Source organism: Sulfoacidibacillus ferrooxidans (genome assembly GCF_022606465.1).
Classification (GTDB): domain Bacteria; phylum Bacillota; class Bacilli; order Alicyclobacillales; family SLC66; genus Sulfoacidibacillus; species Sulfoacidibacillus ferrooxidans.
In genome coordinates, this window is record NZ_JALBUF010000006.1 from 168,787 (window position 1) to 188,379 (window position 19,593).

The 19,593-nt window shown below is 44.3% G+C and carries 16 protein-coding genes and 1 rRNA gene; all 17 read right to left on the bottom strand.

Features of this window, described 5'->3' with window-relative positions; all coding sequences use genetic code 11:
• Window position 1 precedes the first annotated feature (1 nt).
• Window positions 2-1,387, bottom strand: coding sequence for a cysteine--tRNA ligase (gene cysS / locus MM817_RS10710; protein WP_241714729.1), 1,386 nt, complete (start codon window positions 1,385-1,387; stop codon window positions 2-4).
• A gap of 13 nt (window positions 1,388-1,400) precedes the next feature.
• Window positions 1,401-2,054, bottom strand: coding sequence for a serine O-acetyltransferase (cysE, locus tag MM817_RS10715; RefSeq protein ID WP_241714730.1), 654 nt, complete (start codon window positions 2,052-2,054; stop codon window positions 1,401-1,403).
• Window positions 2,055-2,350: 296 nt separating this feature from the next.
• Window positions 2,351-3,802: a glutamate--tRNA ligase gene (gene gltX, locus MM817_RS10720; RefSeq protein WP_241714732.1), complete on the bottom strand. Its 1,452-nt coding sequence runs from the start codon at window positions 3,800-3,802 to the stop codon at window positions 2,351-2,353.
• 33 nt (window positions 3,803-3,835) lie between these two features.
• Window positions 3,836-4,321, bottom strand: coding sequence for a 2-C-methyl-D-erythritol 2,4-cyclodiphosphate synthase (gene ispF, locus MM817_RS10725; RefSeq protein WP_336605168.1), 486 nt, complete (start codon window positions 4,319-4,321; stop codon window positions 3,836-3,838).
• Complete coding sequence (ispD, locus tag MM817_RS10730; protein ID WP_241714734.1) at window positions 4,306-5,019, bottom strand: 2-C-methyl-D-erythritol 4-phosphate cytidylyltransferase; 714 nt, start codon at window positions 5,017-5,019, stop codon at window positions 4,306-4,308. The genes ispF and ispD overlap by 16 nt, the downstream gene beginning before the upstream one ends.
• Window positions 5,020-5,194: 175 nt before the next feature.
• Complete coding sequence (locus MM817_RS10735) at window positions 5,195-6,283, bottom strand: PIN/TRAM domain-containing protein (protein ID WP_241714736.1); 1,089 nt, start codon at window positions 6,281-6,283, stop codon at window positions 5,195-5,197.
• A 130-nt stretch (window positions 6,284-6,413) separates the two neighbouring features.
• Entirely contained in the window at window positions 6,414-7,127 is a 714-nt protein-coding gene (gene pssA, locus MM817_RS10740) for a CDP-diacylglycerol--serine O-phosphatidyltransferase (RefSeq protein WP_241714738.1), read from the bottom strand.
• Window positions 7,128-7,216: 89 nt separating this feature from the next.
• Window positions 7,217-8,305, bottom strand: a complete 1,089-nt coding sequence (gene disA / locus MM817_RS10745; RefSeq protein WP_241714757.1) for a DNA integrity scanning diadenylate cyclase DisA — start codon at window positions 8,303-8,305, stop codon at window positions 7,217-7,219.
• Between the two features lie 4 nt (window positions 8,306-8,309).
• Window positions 8,310-9,689 carry a DNA repair protein RadA gene (radA, locus tag MM817_RS10750; RefSeq protein WP_241714768.1) on the bottom strand — a complete coding sequence of 460 codons (1,380 nt, stop codon included), beginning with the start codon at window positions 9,687-9,689 and terminating at the stop codon, window positions 8,310-8,312.
• Between the two features lie 131 nt (window positions 9,690-9,820).
• Entirely contained in the window at window positions 9,821-12,262 is a 2,442-nt protein-coding gene (locus MM817_RS10755) for an ATP-dependent Clp protease ATP-binding subunit (protein ID WP_241714771.1), read from the bottom strand.
• A 28-nt stretch (window positions 12,263-12,290) separates the two neighbouring features.
• Window positions 12,291-13,355: a protein arginine kinase gene (locus MM817_RS10760; RefSeq protein WP_241714773.1), complete on the bottom strand. Its 1,065-nt coding sequence runs from the start codon at window positions 13,353-13,355 to the stop codon at window positions 12,291-12,293.
• 248 nt (window positions 13,356-13,603) lie between these two features.
• Entirely contained in the window at window positions 13,604-14,134 is a 531-nt protein-coding gene (locus MM817_RS10765) for a UvrB/UvrC motif-containing protein (protein WP_241714775.1), read from the bottom strand.
• Window positions 14,135-14,400: 266 nt separating this feature from the next.
• Window positions 14,401-14,877 carry a CtsR family transcriptional regulator gene (locus MM817_RS10770; protein WP_241714777.1) on the bottom strand — a complete coding sequence of 159 codons (477 nt, stop codon included), beginning with the start codon at window positions 14,875-14,877 and terminating at the stop codon, window positions 14,401-14,403.
• Between the two features lie 153 nt (window positions 14,878-15,030).
• Window positions 15,031-15,690 (bottom strand): HAD family hydrolase, encoded by a 660-nt coding sequence (locus tag MM817_RS10775; RefSeq protein WP_241714778.1) that lies wholly within the window; start codon window positions 15,688-15,690, stop codon window positions 15,031-15,033.
• A 60-nt stretch (window positions 15,691-15,750) separates the two neighbouring features.
• Window positions 15,751-17,571: a methyltransferase domain-containing protein gene (locus MM817_RS10780; RefSeq protein ID WP_241714780.1), complete on the bottom strand. Its 1,821-nt coding sequence runs from the start codon at window positions 17,569-17,571 to the stop codon at window positions 15,751-15,753.
• A gap of 316 nt (window positions 17,572-17,887) precedes the next feature.
• Entirely contained in the window at window positions 17,888-19,261 is a 1,374-nt protein-coding gene (locus MM817_RS10785) for a glycosyltransferase (protein ID WP_241714782.1), read from the bottom strand.
• Between the two features lie 210 nt (window positions 19,262-19,471).
• Window positions 19,472-19,588 (bottom strand): 5S ribosomal RNA (gene rrf, locus MM817_RS10790).
• Between the last annotated feature and the right edge of the window lie 5 nt (window positions 19,589-19,593).

Genomic DNA, 19,593 nt, shown 5'->3' on the forward strand with positions numbered 1-19,593 from the left:
GCTATTCCCTCCACCACCTCACACCTTGTGCTGTATCTTCAAGGTGGATACCCTGTTCTAAAAGCTTCTCGCGAATGGCATCCGCTTTTGCGAAGTTTCGTGCAAATCGCGCTTGTGCTCGGGACTCAATCATCTGCGCAATTTCCTCATCAGGCAACTCACTTGCAATTTTCTCTAACCCAAATAATTGTAGCCAATTTTTCAACTTTTCATATCTGCCCTGTAATCCCGCTCGATCCACATCACCTTGATGAAGGTAACTATTAACCATGCGAATAAAATCAAACATCACGCCAATGGCATCCCCTGTGTTAATATCATCATCCATCGCTTCAATCAGACGATCTTCCCACGGCGATGCATCAAACGTTTCTCCCTCAGGCAAAAATGGCGTTTCTAGTTTGGCAACGATACTATCATAACAACTATCCATTCGCCGAATGGCTGCCACCATCTGCGCCATGACATCATCAGAGTAATTAATCGGGCTACGATATTGCGCAGAGAGCAAAAACATCCGCAACGCACGTGAATCATAACGTTTCACAAGATCGTGCACAAAAATGCTGTTGCCAAGAGACTTAGACATCTTCTCGTTATTGATATTGATATAGCCATTGTGCAAAAAATAACGCGCTAGTGGAGCTCCAAGAAGTGCTTCGCTTTGAGCAATCTCGTTTTCATGGTGTGGAAATAATAGATCGTGTCCACCCCCGTGGATATCAATATGCTCACCCAAATGTTTCTGGATCATCGCCGAGCACTCAATATGCCATCCCGGACGACCGTGTCCCCACGGACTATCCCACCATGGCTCACCTGGCTTTGCCGCCTTCCAGAGCGTAAAGTCGATCGCATTGCGCTTTAAATCTGACACCTCTACGCGACTACCCGCTTGCAATTCATCTAGGCTTTGCTTGGATAGCTGTCCATAGTCTTTAAACTTTGGCGTATCAAAAAGCACGTCTCCGTCAGCGACATAGGCATACCCCGCGTCAATTAAACCTGAGATAAACGCAATAATATCATCCATGGTCTCCGTCACACGTGGATGCACATCCGCCTGCTCAATCCCTAAAGCAGAAGCATCAGCAAAATACGCATCTATATATTGTGAAGCAACTTGATTCACAGTCGTGTCCAGTTCGTTAGCACGCTTGATCAGCTTATCATCAACATCCGTAAAATTCTGCACAAACTTTACCTTGAAGCCCCGATAGCGCAAATAGCGTCTAACCATATCAAATACCACGAAAGCCCGCGCGTTACCAATATGAAAGTAATTATATACTGTAGGGCCGCAAGAGTACATTTTCACTACACCAGGTTCAATCGGTTCAAATACTTCTTTTTCCCCAGATAAACTATTGTACAAGCGTATCGACATCTTCTGATCCTCCTTAGCTTCGCCATCTTACACGCTCAGACTCTAACTGTGCGAGACTGCGTTCCAAAACCTCAATGCGATCTTGCATCATTTGCACTACTTCGGAGATCGGATCCGGTAAGCTCACTTGATCCAGTTCATCTACGCGCCGACCTTCAATAGCCACAACGCGCCCCGGAATACCCACAACAGTCGAATGTGGCGGCACCGATTTAAGCACAACAGAGCCAGCACCTATTTTTGCATAATCTCCCACAGTAAGAGATCCAAGCACCTTTGCCCCAGTCGCAATCAGCACGTGATTACCAATCGTCGGATGGCGTTTCCCCTTTTCTTTTCCAGTCCCGCCAAGCGTTACCCCTTGATAGAGGATCACATAATCCCCAATGATCGCCGTCTCTCCAATCACAACACCTGTACCGTGATCGATAAAAAGCCCTTTGCCAATAACAGCGCCCGGATGAATTTCAATCCCTGTCAATAGACGAGCAAATTGTGAAATCGCCCTCGCAAGCGTAAACCATTGATGTTGATACAATGAGTGAGCTATGCGGTAAAACGAGATCGCATGTAATCCCGAATACGTAAGGAATACTTCAAATCGAGAATGAGCAGCAGGATCCATTTCCATGATAAAATCAATCTCTTCACGCATCCGACGAAACATCGGTCAACCCCCCTTTACACATAACAAACCCGCCTCTAGTAAAGCCAGAGACGGGTTACCCGCGATTCCACTCTGATTCTGCTTTCGCACGATTGGCGATAGCAACTCTTGAATCCGCTATAACGGGCGGCCCCGGCGAATTTTACTAGGAAGATGCCGCTTGGTATCCGCCGTTCCTTTCGCTCGCATTTGGCGCATTTTGCAAGAAGCCAACTACCTTTCCTCACAGCGCCCAACGATGGGCAAAAAGGCTCTCTGAAGCGGCTTGCTTTGCATACTATCCCAAATGATCGACTCTATAGGGACATCACGTGCTTAAGGCGCAAGAGAATGCGCTCTTGCCCTAGCAACGCTAACGATTTGTTGAGATCAGGTCCATGCAGTTGACCAAGTACCGCTGCACGAACAGGCATATATAAATCTTTCCCTTTACATCCTGTCACAGTCTGAACCGTTTTTAACGTAGCCTTCGCAACTTCTGCATCCCATGTCGTTGCACTAGCCATAGCATCTGCAAACGCCTCAAGTACCATGCGCACAGACACATCAGACAATAAAATGCGTGCATCCTCATCGAGTACAGGAAAATCTTCAAGAAACGGAAGGGCCAACTCAGGTAACTGCCCTATATAGTTTATCTTATCTTTATACAACGCTGTCAGCAGAAGAAGAAACGAATCAGATTCACGTTCCTTACTTTCTTTATCGTACTTCATAAAAGTATGTTTGACAAGCGGCAATAATTCTTGCTCCGATCGCTCACGAAGATAGTGACCATTCATCCACGCCAACTTTGCGGCATCAAAAAATGCTCCACTCTTATGCACCCGATCAAATCCAAAAGACTCAATCATATCTTCCTTCGTTAAAATTTCCTGTTCTCCTTGCGGCGTCCATCCAAGCAATGCGAGAAAGTTAAACATCGCCTCCGGCAGATACCCAAGGTCACGATACTGCTCAATAAACTGAACAATCGACTCATCCCGTTTACTTAACTTCTTACCATCCGCGCCAAGAATTAAGGATACGTGCGCAAAAGTAGGCGCCTCCCACCCAAATGCTCGGTACAGCAACAGTTGTCGTGGTGTATTGGAAATATGCTCCTCACCGCGGATCACATGCGTAATCTTCATCAGATAATCATCAACCGTACAAGCAAAGTTATACGTTGGAATCCCATTTGATTTAACGATCACAAAGTCCCCGCCAGTAGCTCCTGCATCAAATGTCATATTCCCGCGTATCATATCGATAAAGTCAATCGTATCTTCATCATTAACGCGAAAACGCACCGTCGGTTGGCGCCCCTCTTCAAGATATGCTTGTCGCTGTTCTGCCGTTAAATGGCGACATCGTCCAACATACTTTGGCGTCTCTCCATTGGCAATCGCACGTTCACGATCCAACGAAAGCTCATCCTCCGTACAAAAACACTCATAGGCTAACCCCTTTTCACGCAAAAGCTCAATATGTTTTGCGTAAATAGGGAGTCGTTCCGTACAAACATAGGGACCGTATTCTCCACCCACATATGCTCCTTCATCCCATTCTATGCCAAGCCAGCGTAATTGCTGTGCAAAACCATCCGCTGCACGATCTACATTGCGCTCCAAATCAGTATCTTCGATCCGCAGTATCAATGTCCCACCCATATTTTTTGCAAATAAATAATTAAAAAGGGCAGTCCGCGCCCCCCCAATGTGCAGATGTCCAGTAGGACTCGGTGCATAGCGCACGCGCACACTCATACCATCACCTCAATCTATCCTCATACGTTTACGCTATCTTTCCTTTGCACTATCTATCAATAAGACAATAGCCTCTACAGCGATGCCTTCTTTTCGTCCCACAAAGCCCATGCGTTCCATCGTAGTAGCCTTAATACTGACGTCCATTTCATCGACCGCCAATTCGCGTGCCAATAAGTGTATCATGTCCTTCTTATAGGGAGCAAGCTTTGGCTGTTCTGCGAGAACCATCACATCCAGATTGCCCACGCGATAGTTGCGCTCATGAATTAGGTCCACAACTGAGCGCAATAACGCGACACTGGATGCCCCGAGATACTGCTCATCTGTGTCAGGAAAATGATCGCCAATATCCCCGAGTGAAGCCGCACCCAGAAGCGCATCCATGACAGCATGTAACAATACATCTGCATCAGAATGCCCATCTAAACCCACTTCAAAAGGAATTTCAATTCCTCCTAGCATTAACGGCCGCCCTGCCTTAAACCGATGCACATCAAACCCTAATCCAACCCGCACGTTTGAGCCTCCCACATTCTCATATACACAATATCCTCTGCATCCGTGAGCTTCACATTCCACTTTGACCCGCGCACAAGAGACACTGGTTTACCAATGTGCTCTACAAGTACCGTATCATCTGTTCCGCGGTCGTCCCTTTCTTTAGCCATCTCATGAGCTGTATGGAGCCACGTACGCAAGAAAACTTGAGGAGTCTGCACAGCCCACAACATAGAGCGGTCTACATGTTCGGCCACTAGTAAGTGTTCATCGCCGCGCTTGATCGTGTCATATACAGGGTGTGCCAAAGTTGCTGCACCCGTTATAGCCGCCTTTGCGATCACAGCCAAAAAATCTTCCCGTGTAAGAAACGGGCGTGCTCCATCATGAACAGCTACATACTTTCTCGTAGCTAATTGTAGTCCATAGTGCACAGACAACTGACGATCATCCCCGCCGGTAGTAACTCGCACATTTTCCCACTGTTTTGTTCTCAATTCCTCTTCCACGCGCAAAAGATCATCTGGATGTACGACCACAATACACGAAGTGACCCCAAATGAGAGAATGCGCTCAACTGTATACATAAACAACGGACGACCACAGAGCGAAAGCCACTGCTTCCGCTCTGCCCCGCCCATCCGTGTCCCCATTCCTGCGGCCATCACAAGAACATCTAACTCTTCGATCATCATCCCACTCATGGTATCATCCACGTTGTGCCTCTCCAGTACCATCCATGCTTATCGCCTACTCGCTATCTATATAGCAACAAAGCTACCGAGCATAACATTTTCCTGTTATTATAGCACATGGTTAGGTACATGTTGAAGATACCTGTTTCATAAGCCAGTCACCATAAAGGAAACCACTACAATAGCTACACCAGCACTACAGCGCCTTTTCCAGCACCTTAGGCTTAGCGAAAATCATCCGTCCAGCAGATGTTTGTAAAACGCTTGTCACCAATACATCGAGGCGATTGCCTATATACTCGCGCCCACCTTCAATGACAATCATCGTTCCATCATCGAGATAGCCGATGCCCTGACCGTATTCTTTCCCGTCCTTAATAATCTGAACGGTGATTTCTTCACCAGGAAGTACTACTGGTTTCACAGCATTGGCCAAATCATTAATATTCAGCACAGAAACGCCTTGCAATTCTGCGACTTTATTCAAGTTAAAATCATTTGTTACTACTTTCCCGCCGATTTGTTTAGCTAGTTTCACAAGCTTACTATCAACTTCTGCAATTTCCTCAAAATCAATCTCAAGCACTTGAACTTTTACCTTTAGTTCTTTTTGAATGCGGTTGAGAATATCTAAGCCACGGCGTCCGCGATTGCGTTTTAACACATCTGAGCTATCAGCGATATGTTGAAGTTCACCCAGCACAAAAGATGGGATGATCAACACACCATCAAGAAAGCCTGTCTCTACAATATCTGCAATCCGTCCATCGATGATCACGCTCGTATCTAATATCTTTGCTTCGCCTCCACGAGAAGTAGGCGCTTGCGCCCCTTTAGAAGCTCGTTCCCGCGCCCCTTTAGACAACAAGGACGGGATCAGAGAGAAAATTTCCTCGCGGCGCGAGAAGAAGATACGAAAACCTAAATAACCTAAAAGAACGGAAGCAAAAAATTGAATAAGAACCCCCACTACGGGAATATGGCCAATCGCTGGCGTCACGACAAACGCAATTCCAAGTCCTATCAAAAGACCAAGAACACCTGATAACAAGTCGACAAGCGGTGTGCGAATCAACTTATCTTCAAGCCAACGAAACCACTCCACAAAAGGATTAACAACAAACGTCGCAATAAACATCGCGACGAGACCGCCAACCACAGCTGAAGCAATATTTTCCCAAGGGAACATCGGAACATGTATGAGTGCGAAAACGCGTTCTCCATATGCTCCTCCAAGCGCCAAACCGATAACAAAGAAAAAGATCTGAACTAACCTGCGTACCAACAGATATCACCTCCTTTACTTTATTATAGGCACCTCAAAAACTTTTAAACGTAATCATTGACAGCTTATCACGACGATTATAAATAGGTCAATTGTGAAAACTTCATCAATTCCATTAAATCACATGTTTCTAATGATGCGTAGACCGATAAGCGTCTCTCCGCCTAGCTCTGCGCTTACGAAACGCTTGCAGATCATACCAAACACCGTATCCTCCATATAGAGCTAAAACAATGAATATCGCCCGCGCCACTAAATCCTTATGATCAATCATCACCACAGCAACAACGAGTGCAATCAGCGGTACAACCATATAGGCAAAGCGCGGTACAGCCAGATGTTTAAAGTTAGGATAGCGCGTCTTACTTATCATCAAGTAGCTCAATGCAACCGTTAAAATAGGTAGCCAAAATAGCGGAATCAATCCATGGTACAGTGCAAAAGTGGAAAGAATACCTCCTGCCGCAGTGATCGGTAGGCCAACAAAATAATGTTTTTGTCCCGTTTGTACATGAAATCGAGCAAGTCGCAAAGCACCTGCAACAGGAAAGGCACAAGCAATCACGGCACCCAATACACCCATATCGCGAAGTACTACGTCCCACATAATAATCGCCGGAGCAACACCAAAAGTTACAATGTCGGAAAGCGAGTCTAGCTGTTTACCAAAGTCGCTCGATATACCAAGCGCCCTAGCGACACGTCCATCCAACCCATCAAAAGCCATCCCTACAATAACCAAAAGTGCAGCAGTCTCGTAAGCCCCTTGAACAGATAGCATGAGTGAAGCCATACCAAGTACTAGGTTAAGAAGAGTAAGTAAATTTGCGAGTGACTTGCGCATATAGTCCTCCTCCACACCGTTTTTTACTGTGCTTCAATTCCAACTCATGTTCCCTTTAAATCAAAGCATCCGTAGCACAATATACGCGCCTACAAATTGCGCTCCATAAACGCCATTTCCTGCATGCGTTTTAGTCCCTCTTTGATCGATCTTGCACGTACTGATCCAATCCCCTCAACATCATCTAGTTCCTCCACAGTTGCTGATACAATTTTCCCAAGTGTGGTAAACTCCTCAGTCAAGTTTTCAATAACCGGTTGTGGTAACCGCGGGATTTTATGCAATATGCGATATCCGCGCGACGCGATATTAGCCTCCGCTAAGTTGGCTATTCCTGAGTATCCTAACGCATACACAATCGCTTGCCCATTCAATACATCTTCTGTATCAAACCCGTGAATCTCCGTTAAGATCTGATGCGGTGTTAACTCTTGATCACTGGCTGAGTAATCTTTCACCAAGAGGTACGCTTCCTCTTCGACGCGCGAGACCAATTCGTCCATCTGCATCGAGATCAGTCGTCCCTCCGATCCCAACTCTGTAATATAGCGTTTAATCTCCGCCTTAATGCGCAATACCATCTCAAATCGCTGAATCACACCTACTACATCTTGAAGCGTCACAATCTCATCCATTTCAAGTGCAGAGAGATTAGACAATGTAGAATCAAGAACGGACTTATAGCGTTCGAGCGTTTGAAGTGCCTGATTGGCCTTCGTGATGATCCTGCTAATATCGTTTAACGCGTACCGCCCTGTCGCTTGATACAGTGTAATGACATTGCGCCGTTGCGACACGCAGATCACTAACTTCCCTGTTTGCTTTGCAACTCGTTCTGCCGTTCGGTGGCGAGTGCCCGTTTCCCCAGTAGGAATCGTAGGGTCTGGATTTAACTGCGTATTGGCAAACTGGATGCGCTTTGCATCCTCGCTCAAAATAATAGCACCATCCATTTTAGCTAGCTCATATAAACGCGCTGGACTAAAGTCACAATTAATCGCAAATCCACCATCTACAAGAGATTCTACCTGATCATCACATCCAACTACGATCAGTCCCCCGGTCTTTGCGCGCAACACGTTGTCTACGCCTTCGCGTATCGGCGTTCCAGGTGCCACCATGCGCAAAATCTTCATCATCATCGCTTCACGTTTTGCATCATCCCGTTCACGCGCCATCTCCTCAACCCCCTAGCGCTAATCGCAACGCTTCTTGAAGTGAACCGACGCCGATCACTTCAATATCTGATGCGCTGTCTCTATCTAGCCGTTTCATATTACCAGATGGAGCAATCACCCGTGTAAATCCGAGTTTAGCTGCCTCCTGAATCCGTTTTTCTAAGTGCGTCACAGCACGCACCTCACCTGTCAACCCAACTTCACCGATCAACACTACACCTGACTGAATCGGTACATCCCTAAAGCCAGAAGCGATCGATACCGCAATACCAAGGTCGACAGCTGGTTCATCCATTTGTACGCCACCCACCACATTGACATATGCATCTTGGCTCTGAAGGGGTAACCCAACACGTTTCTCTAATACTGCCATCAATAATGATACTCGATTATAATCCACGCCAGACGCCATTCTCCGTGGTGTCCCAAACGCCGTAGGAGTCACTAAGGCCTGCACTTCGATGAGCATAGGACGCGTGCCTTCAAGGCTACTAACTACAGCCGAACCTGCGACTCCAACTGATCGTTCAGCTAAAAACATCTCAGACGGACTCAGAACATCGATCAATCCACCCGATTGCATGTCAAATACACCGATCTCATTGGTCGATCCAAAGCGATTTTTCACTGCGCGCAAGATGCGAAATCGCTGATTGCGATCCCCTTCAAAATAAAATACAGCATCCACCATATGCTCCATCAAACGCGGCCCTGCAATCGTTCCATCCTTTGTCACGTGACCTACGATACACGTCGCAACATTTCTATCCTTTGCAAGACGCAATAATGCCATCGTGGACTCACGCACCTGTTGCGCACTTCCGGGCGCACTTGGCACATGAGAACGAAACATCGTTTGAATCGAGTCTACGATAAGAAACTGCGGCTCCAACTTTAGCACATGTTGCAAGATCGCATCCACATCAGTTTCCGCTAAAACATAGAGTGCATCGTGAAAAGCACCTAAGCGTTGTGCACGTAACCTCACTTGTTGTATCGACTCTTCACCTGTCACGTAGAGTACTACAAATCCTGCCCCTGCAACAAGCTGAGCCGTCTGCAACAGGAGAGTCGACTTACCGATACCTGGATCGCCGCCAACAAGAAATACCTCGCCAGGAATCACGCCACCGCCTAGCGCACGGTCAAACTCTGCACTACCTGTCGAAAAACGAGTCACTTCCGCTGTCTCTACTTGACTTAACCGAACAGGTGTAGCGTGCTTTTGTAACATAGATGGCAGCGCACCTTCTTGCATCACAGATGATACCACAAGCTCTTCTGACATCGATCCCCAATTGCCACAACCGGGACACTTACCTAACCACTTTGGGCTCTCCGTCCCACAATCTGCGCACACAAACTTGCTTTTTGGCTTTTTCATAACGCCTTCACTATACATGAGGACACAAAAATTGGCTAGTCAATTAAAGAAGCAAAACGGTCGCAAGAGGAGCAAATAGCACCCTTGCGACCGTTTTATAGAAAATTTATGAACACAATTGATTTGTCTACTTAAGACTGCACTGCAGGTTGCGATAACCGTTCCACTTGTAAACCGCCTGCTGGATCGACGTCAATTCTGACTTCATCGCCGCGCGCAATGGTTCCTGCGAGCAGTGCTTCTGACAATTTATCTTCAATATGCCGCTGCATCGCACGTTTTAGCGGACGCGCACCATATTGGGGATCAAATCCCTCTTTAGCAAGGAAGTCTTTTGCCTCCTGTGTCAAAGTAAGGACCAACCCAGAATCTTCAAGTCGTTTCCCTAATTCATCTGCAAGAAGTGTGACAATCTGCGCAATATCCGCTTGCTCCAACGGATGAAACACGATCAAATCGTCAATTCGATTGAGAAACTCCGGCCGGAACGTCTTCTTCAATTCCTCCAGTACGCGATCTTTCATATCGTGATATGCACTGTCCTGGCTATTCGTAAAGCCAAGTGGGCCACCTTTACGAATCATCTGAGCCCCAACATTGGACGTCATAATAATCACCGTGTTGCGAAAATCTACTGTCCGCCCTTTGCCATCCGTCAAACGCCCATCATCGAGCGCTTGTAACAATATATTAAATACTTCAGGGTGCGCCTTTTCAATCTCGTCTAACAGCACCACCGAGTAGGGTTTGCGCCGCACCTTCTCCGTCAACTGTCCGCCCTCATCATATCCTACATACCCAGGAGGCGCTCCGACTAACCTGGCCGTCGTATGCCGCTCCATAAATTCCGACATATCCACGCGAATCATTGCGTCCTCATCGCCAAACATCGCTTCTGCAAGCGCTCGCGCCAACTCCGTTTTCCCAACCCCTGTCGGCCCAAGGAAGATAAACGATCCAATCGGCCGCTTCGGATCCTTTAGCCCTGCGCGTGCGCGTCTGATCGCACGACTGACCGCTTCAACTGCCTCATTTTGACCGATCACACGCTCGTGCAATAATTCTTCCATATTGAGCAAACGCGTCGACTCAGCCATAGCTAGTTTCTTCACAGGTATTCCCGTCCACGTTGATACAATTTCTGCAATGTCATCCTCTGTTACAGCCACATCGTGTGAATCTTGCCGCTGCTGCCACTCCAGGCGCCGGCGCTCAAGATCATCGCGCAACTTTTGTTCCTTGTCGCGTAAAGAAGCAGCCAATTCAAACTCCTGACCTTGAATCGCAGAATCTTTCTCCGAACGAATCTCCTCTAACCGCACCTCGAGATCTTTCAAATTCGGCGGAGCCGTATATGTCCGCAACCGTACACGCGACGCCGCTTCATCAATCAAATCAATCGCCTTATCTGGCAAAAACCGATCAGCGATATAGCGATCAGACAGCCGCACAGCTGCTTCTACCGCTTCATTGGTAATATGCACCCGATGATGCGCCTCATACCGATCTCGCAGGCCATAGAGAATCTGCACAGCCTCATCAGCTGTCGGTTGCTCTACCTTGATCGGTTGGAAACGCCTTTCTAGTGCAGCATCCTTCTCGATATGCTTGCGATATTCATCTAAAGTCGTGGCTCCGATACACTGCAATTCGCCACGCGCTAGTGCTGGTTTTAAAATATTGGATGCATCAATCGCGCCTTCCGCTCCACCTGCTCCGATCAATGTGTGCAACTCATCAATAAAGAGAATAACATTGCCTGCATTGCGAATCTCATCCATGATCTTCTTTAGACGATCTTCAAATTCCCCCCGATACTTCGTGCCAGCGACTACCGTCCCCATATCGAGCACCATGACACGCTTATTGCGAAGCGTCTCCGGAATCTCATTAGATACAATGCGCTGTGCAAGCCCTTCTGCAATAGCTGTCTTACCAACCCCAGGTTCACCAATCAACACAGGATTATTTTTCGTGCGGCGCGACAGCACTTGGATCACCCGTTCAATTTCTGTAGCGCGACCAATCACAGGATCGAGCTTCGAATCCCTTGCTAACACTGTCAAATCTCGAGCCAATCCATCGAGCGTCGGTGTGCTTGCAGCAGGCGTCCCTGCTTCTGAGTTCGCCTCAGGAGTATCTGCTCCGAGCAACTGCAACACCGTTTGTCGCGCCTTAGACAAATTGACCCCAAGATTTCCGAGAACGCGAGCCGCAATGCCCTCCCCTTCGCGAATAAGGCCAAGCAAAATATGCTCCGTTCCAATATAATTGTGACCTAATTTGCGCGCTTCATCCATCGATAATTCGATCACCTTTTTGGCGCGTGGCGTGTACGTCGTCCCCGTCGTATTGCCTGGTCCACGCCCGATAATCTTCTCAACTTCACGTTGAATTTTATCGCCTGTGATACCAAGACTTAGTAACGCTTTCGCCGCAATGCCTTCTCCCTCTTTTACGAGACCAAGCAAAATATGCTCCGTACCTACGCCCGGATGGCCAAGGCGCACCGCTTCTTCATGCGCTAACGTCAACACTTTTTGTGCGCGTTCTGTAAATCGATTAAATAACATCGTGTAAGACCCCTTTCCAACTCCCAAATTAGACTTGATCCATGCGTAGGCGCTCTCGAATCATTGACGCGCGCTTCACATCGCGTTCACCTGGCGTCATTTCATGTTCATAGTATGTTTGTAAAAATCCTGGCTGCGTCGCCACCATCAGTTCCTTCAAAATATTCGCGGACACACCTTTGATAATCCCTAGATCGATGCCAAGACGCACATCAGAGATTCGCTGCATCGCTTCTTTAGAGTCTATTTGTCGCGCATACGCTAAGATGCCAAATGATCGGCATACGCGATCTTCGATTGGATCTTTATTTTGCAAAAGTAAGTGCTGGCGCGCCACTCGCTCATGATCGATAATTTGCTTTGCCACACCGTGCAAATTGCTCAAAATTTCTTGTTCACTCTGCCCAAGCGTTATCTGATTAGATATTTGAAATAAATTTCCAAGCGCATCCGTTCCTTCACCATAAATCCCACGCACCACAAGACCTACATGTGTCACTGCTGACAAGATGCGCTGGATGCTCCCTGTCAGGACAAGCGCTGGTAAATGAACCATAACGGATGCCCGCATCCCCGTGCCTACATTGGTCGGGCAAGCCGTAAGATATCCTCTCGTCTCATCAAATGAATAATTTAACGTTTCTTCAAGCGCATCATCTAACCGCTCTGCAAGACCATACGCTGCATCAAGCTGATAGCCTGGAAGCAGGCACTGCAAACGCAGGTGATCCTCTTCATTAACCATCACGCCCATCTCTTCATCATCCCGCAAAATGACGGCTGATCCAGAAGACTCCAAAAGCGTCGGACTCACAAGATGCTTCTCGACAAGCACTGCTTGCTCTACAGGACTTAAACTCCCCATCTTTAACAACTCAAACCGTCCTAATTGCTCCACCTGAGGCTGCTTCACAGCACGTTCAACCTCATCTAACACCGCCTGCTTATCACTCTCAGTCGCAATCATCGGAAACACATGCCCCACTAAGTTTCGCGCAATGCGCACGCGGCTACTAATCACAATATCTGACTCAGGCCCCTCATCGCGCAACCACTTACTAGAGGCCTGCGACAAAAAATCGCTCAACGACATACCGCCTCACCTGCCTATCATTCTCACTCAAAAGTAGCCACTTGATGAATCGTCCACCCTGCAAGTCTACCTTCTACCTTCTACCTTCTACCTTCTACCTTCTACCTTCTACCTTCTACCTTCTACCTTCTACCTTCTACCTTCTACCTTCTACCTTCTACCTTTTACCTTTTACCTTTTACCTTTTACCTTTTACCTTTTACCTTTTACCTTTTACCTTTTACCTTTTACCTTTTACCTTTTACCTTTTACTCCTCCTGCTGCTTTTCCACATGTAAATGTTGTTCTAACCCGCGAATACGATCACGCAGTTGTGCAGCTTCCTCAAAACGCTCTTCCATTACGCTTACTTGAAGTTCCTTGCGCAATTGGTTTAACTCTCTGCGAAGCGTCATCGCTCCACCTCGCCGTTTAGGAATTTTCCCCGTATGATGATCCGAACTTTGTACCCGCTTTAGAAGCGGCCCAAGTTGTTCCGTAAACGTCTCATAGCAATGTTCACAGCCAAATTGTCCAATCTTCACAAACTGCGCAAACGTCAATCCACAATGTTCACAGCGTGGTGCAGGCGCATCCGAACGCGGTGCCACTGTCGAATCAAAGTGTAACAACCCCGACAGCAACTGATTCACTGAAAATGCCCCAGCCAACGCCTGATAAGCCGCCTGTCCCTTTTGACTCGCACATACCTCACACATGTGAAACTCATTCTTATTACCTTGCACAATCTCCGTATAATGCACCGTCGCAGGCCGCTCCCCGCATTGTTCACATAGCATCCATGATCACCATCCTTACAGTACAAACACTCTCATTCGTCACACATCATCTACAATCACAATACCTCATTGTTAACCATACTCCATAACATTCACACCATACACAGAAATACTGCAATAAGTACACGGTTTGAATCCCTCACTAGTTACTTCACTAGTTACAGTTACAATCCGAAACTACTCAATCATTCGCTTTTATAAAAAGCACTTGTCCACAACTTATCAACAGGCTGTTAACAAGGTGTTGATAAGTCGCACTAAACCAATCAACTTGAGTCCCCAGTTCGATTGGCATACAGCGCTGCAAGCATCGATGCAAGTAAGCGAGCCCGCAACATATCACGTTCAGGCAAGGGTAAAATTAACACCTCTCGCGATACCGCCGTACGCAACATACATGCTTCGCGCGCCGATAGAACACCATCCGTTTCAAGCCGCCACAAGATACCTTCTGCTTCGCGCTGTGCAATGCGGTCACCCACATTGCGAATCAACTGTCCAACCTCATGCAAATCCACAGTAGCCACGCGACGAATGCGAATATATCCACCGCCACCGCGCTTTGACTCTACAATATAGCCACGCTCCAATGTAAATCTCGTGGCAATCACATAGTTGATCTGAGACGGTACGCACGAAAAGACTTCAGCCAATTCATTACGTTGCACCTCGACCACACCATTTGCACTCTTCTCAATCAGGTCGGACAGATAGGCTTCTATGAGATCCGCTGTACTCCTCACGACCCCAATATCCACCACCTCTGACTTTGACTTTACTTGACCTTATGAATTCATTATATTCACCCAACTACGCAATGTAAATATCTTAGTGACCATAACACAAAATTTTTTTATTCTTTTTCATTCAATCATACAAACAAAAAACCACACCGATTATTGCCCCGGCATGGTTAGAATATCCGAAAACCTTTTGACTATACGATGCGCTCCCCTAAATTCATCCTCTCGAGCAAATCCAAACGCACACCCAATCACCTCAAGCCCATTCTTCAGTCCCGCCTCGACATCGGTCAATCGATCCCCCACCATAAATCCACGTTCATGCGGAATCTCACTACACGCTATACGCACCAAATCCACCTTTGAATTCACTTGATATCCACCAGCAGAATACAATTCCACAAACAGCTCACGCAGCCCATAATAATCAACAATCGCTTCAATATAAGGCGGCAATCCATTGCTAGCTACCGCAAGCGTAGCACCACGTTCACGAAGCGTAAGCAGCGTCTCCCGCACATCCGGATACAACGCCCCTCTCCCCTCACGAATAAGGCGAATCTCCCCACTAAGCAATAACCCATCCGCACGCGCCTGCTCGTCCGCAGTCAAACCCCGCCCAAACAACTGAGCCCACAGCCGATCATGCGTATACCCAAATATACCCGTAATCCGCTCCTCCGTTACTTCGTCCGGCACCCGAATCCCATCAAGCCTCAATTGCGCAAACACCTCACGAAACGCATCAATCGCCACCCGCTCCGTCTGAAACAACGTCCCATCCATATCAAAAAGCCATAATTGATTGTGCATAATAGAACCTCCTACAATACCTAATAAATAAAAATACTAAAGCAAATATTATCATAAAATTTACATCTCACGTTTTTTAAAAATGAGCACTCTATTCGCCAATGTCGTTACATAAGACAACCCAACTGCATCAGCAATGTCATTAAGCCTATGGATATACACACGATTACTTTCTAAATGGCTCGGATATTTGGCATCAATTAATTCAAATGACTCTGTAATAAATGCAAATGCACCAATGACTAAACTATCCGATATATTACGCAATACTGATACAGGATCAGAAACATGTTCTAACACTTCGAAACATATTGCTGCATGGAATTCATTTTTTCTAGGAAGTTGCGGAAAACCAATAAACTGAACATTGATTAAATCTAGTTTTCTGCAACGAAGTTCAGCAAGTTTCAAATTAAATCCACCCACATCAAAACAAACGATGTCATAATTCTTATTTGCAAAAAACAATGCATCATTACCAATTCCACAACCATAATCCAATAATTTAATATTCCCTATTCCAATGTTATACATCAAAAAAACATGTACTAAATGGTTCCATTTTTTCCGTTCAGTAATTGCATTAACACCCGCTAAATCATATAAATATGCACGGGTATTTTGATAAAATTCCATAATTTCTAAGTCAGTTTTAGGATTAACTTTTATCCACTCATTAGCAACCGATGACCCATCATGAATTAGTTCACGTTGCATACTATCCACTACCTCATCTCTAGGGGCACCAATTAATTCAGTGATATCATCAATGATTTGATCCCACGTATCAATATAAGGACTAATTCTCATAATAGTTTCGTAAGTTCGATGATATTCAATCGCTAACTCTGTATCAGAACAAACTTTTGTAAAGTTAACTTTGTTTCCAGGAATCTCAATCATAAGCATTTTTAATATTGTTTCTTTAATTTCAAGTAATGTACCTTTAGGAACAATCCAACCGCCACCATGTTCACGTACACGTTCAGATTGTGCGCCAATATCTAGAACAATCGCAGGAACATGTGCAGACCAACTTTCAGTCAAAGTCCGCATAAATGTTTCAGGCCATATTGACAATATCAATACCACATCCGGATTTATTTCTTTTAATATATTAATAACATTTCCATGTCTACCATCATAAGAACCTAGAAACCTGCAATTATTTAATACATCATGATCAAATGACCACTGTTCTTCGGAACTTCCAATAAAATAGACAACTATACCATTTCTAATAATCTCAGGAATAATTTCCCGAATTAAAATAGCACCTTTTTGAACAGCATAATAACCTAATATGCAGATTTTAGATATTTTACTTTCTATTGTTTTTTCTGTGGATTCAATAGTCTCAAAAGACGTAGCTAAAATAACAGAAGCCTTGTTCACCAGCACTGGGTACGCCTTGAAAGCCAAATCACGTGAAAACTCAGATGGATAGTGGATCAAAGTTGAGAGACTTAACGCACTTTGAAATTGTAATCTCCACTGAAGCATGTGAGCACCTGGAGCATTAAACTTTTGAGATATACACGCATCACAAATCTCTAAATTGTCAGGAATCCCACAATATACATTACTATTATTTAATAAATTATAGGATGGGCATAAAGTATAATAATCATGCATAGATGACATGATAGGAATACCTAACGTGCTCGCAGCATGAGATATTTCATGTCCCACCATCATAAAATGCTGAATATGAAGAACATCAATATTTAAATTTCGTAAGATTTGAATATAAATATCATACAAATAAGTTGAAAACTCAACAAAACGATTTAATTCAACCTTCCCCTTTAACTGATATGAATGTGTGGTAACCAATCCTTTATCCATAAAAGAATCAATCACAATCTGATCTTCATTCACTCTATATAAAACCCAAAATTGATTTAACCCATCAAGCCTAGTAACCAATTCCTCAGTAAAGAGCTCAGTACCTCCTATGTTACCACGCCATAATGGACTGTGAGTTGCTATTAAAATACGAATAATTAACACCCCTAACGTAAAATATTAAATCTAAATTTTCAAATTATAAATATAAAATTATTTAGAAAATCAGGGTAATCATTAGTAATATTAATAATCAGCTTTTAATTTATCAACGCTGTAATTAGAATCAGATATAATGTACATCTACTTATCTACAGAAAAAATTAATACCTATGATAACAAACAAAGATCAGCCCTGATCTTTGTTTGTTAATTCCGCCTTAATCTGAAATTGATACACAGAAATTTGTTCTGATACACCGGCTTGTCCTAAATTCTGAAGTTGATACAACAAAAATTCATCTTCTTGAGTAAGTTGGAGTTTAGTACCTTGAAAACTTGAAATACTAAACCCTACAGACTCTAATAAATTTTGTAAATCATATGCAGTAAAAAAACGGATTTGCTTACCATAAATATTAGCATTACTATATGGCCACCGCCCATGCAATAAATTTTTAATCACAAAATAATGAGATATATTGGGCGCGCTAAGTAAAATACTGCCATGCTTTTTTAATTTTCTAGAGAGCTTCTTAAGTAAATCATTTAGATCTAGAACATATGAAAATACATCAGCTGCAATGATATAATCAAAATAAACAGTAGATTCACCTTCGTTAATATCCTCAATGCAACCAGAATATATATTTACAAATTTTTGCGCTATGGAATCAACTGCATTACTAGAACTTATCCCGTATATCTGTGCTTTAGGGAATCTTGTTTTTATCTCCAAAAGAGTTGCACCACAACCACAATTCAAATCAAGAACATGAATAATTTGTTCTTGATTTGATTTAATTAAATCGATCAGTTCAAAATGAATCTTTGTTGAATCATGAGAATCGAATCCCCATTTGTCAATAAATTTCAATCTATTCGTTTCAAGTAACTCATTAAACAAAAATTCATCCTTTTTAAAGGAACTACTTCCAAAGTGATGAACAAAAGTATTTTTACTAAGTAAAAGTTGATAACCCGCACTCAAAATACGCATAGAATAATCGTCATCTTCAAAGTTACCAGGTGAAAATCGCTCATCTAAAAAGCCAATATTGTCTATAATCTTACGACGAATTAACATGCAAAAACCAATAAGACGAACGCGAAAATCAGTAGATAAAGGTTGTGCATTATATGCACTAGCAAATATCTGCATTTCTTCAATAGTTTTGTAACTAACGGGGATGGACTGATAATACGAAACTGAGTTTGATACCGGGCCAACTGCTCCTATATCATCAGAACTATATAGAGCTGCCAACAAATTATCTAACCAGTGTTCTGTCACAATTACATCATTATTTAGCAATAAAATATTTTCTCCGGAAGCTATCCTAATACCTTGATTACAACCTCGAGGGAATCCCTCATTAGTTTGATTATAAACCACGATCAAACCTTTTTGAGATTTTAGCCAATCTTTTGTACCATCATCTGAATTATTATCAACAATAATAATCTCGTATTGCCATGATTTTGTATATTTATATATACTATAAATACATAATTTAGTATACTCAATATTATTCTTCGTCAATATGATAATGCTCGTTTTCAAAAAGGCACTACCTCCAATATTATTAGACCAATTTCTATATACAATACATAGGTAAGACAAAACAATGAGACCCTAATTAACATATAAACTAAAATTACCCATTAAAACGCAGACACTCTTTACAAGATAATTATAAGTTATAATAAATACTATAATAGAAACGAAGCTATAAGAGTAAATTAACTCTTATAGCTTCGTTTCTATACACTTGCCTGGCAACGACCTACTCTCCCAGGACCCTGCGGTCCAAGTACCATCGGCGCTGGAGGGCTTAACCTTCGTGTTCGGGATGGGTACGGGTGTGTCCCCTCCGCCATCATCACCAGACGCTG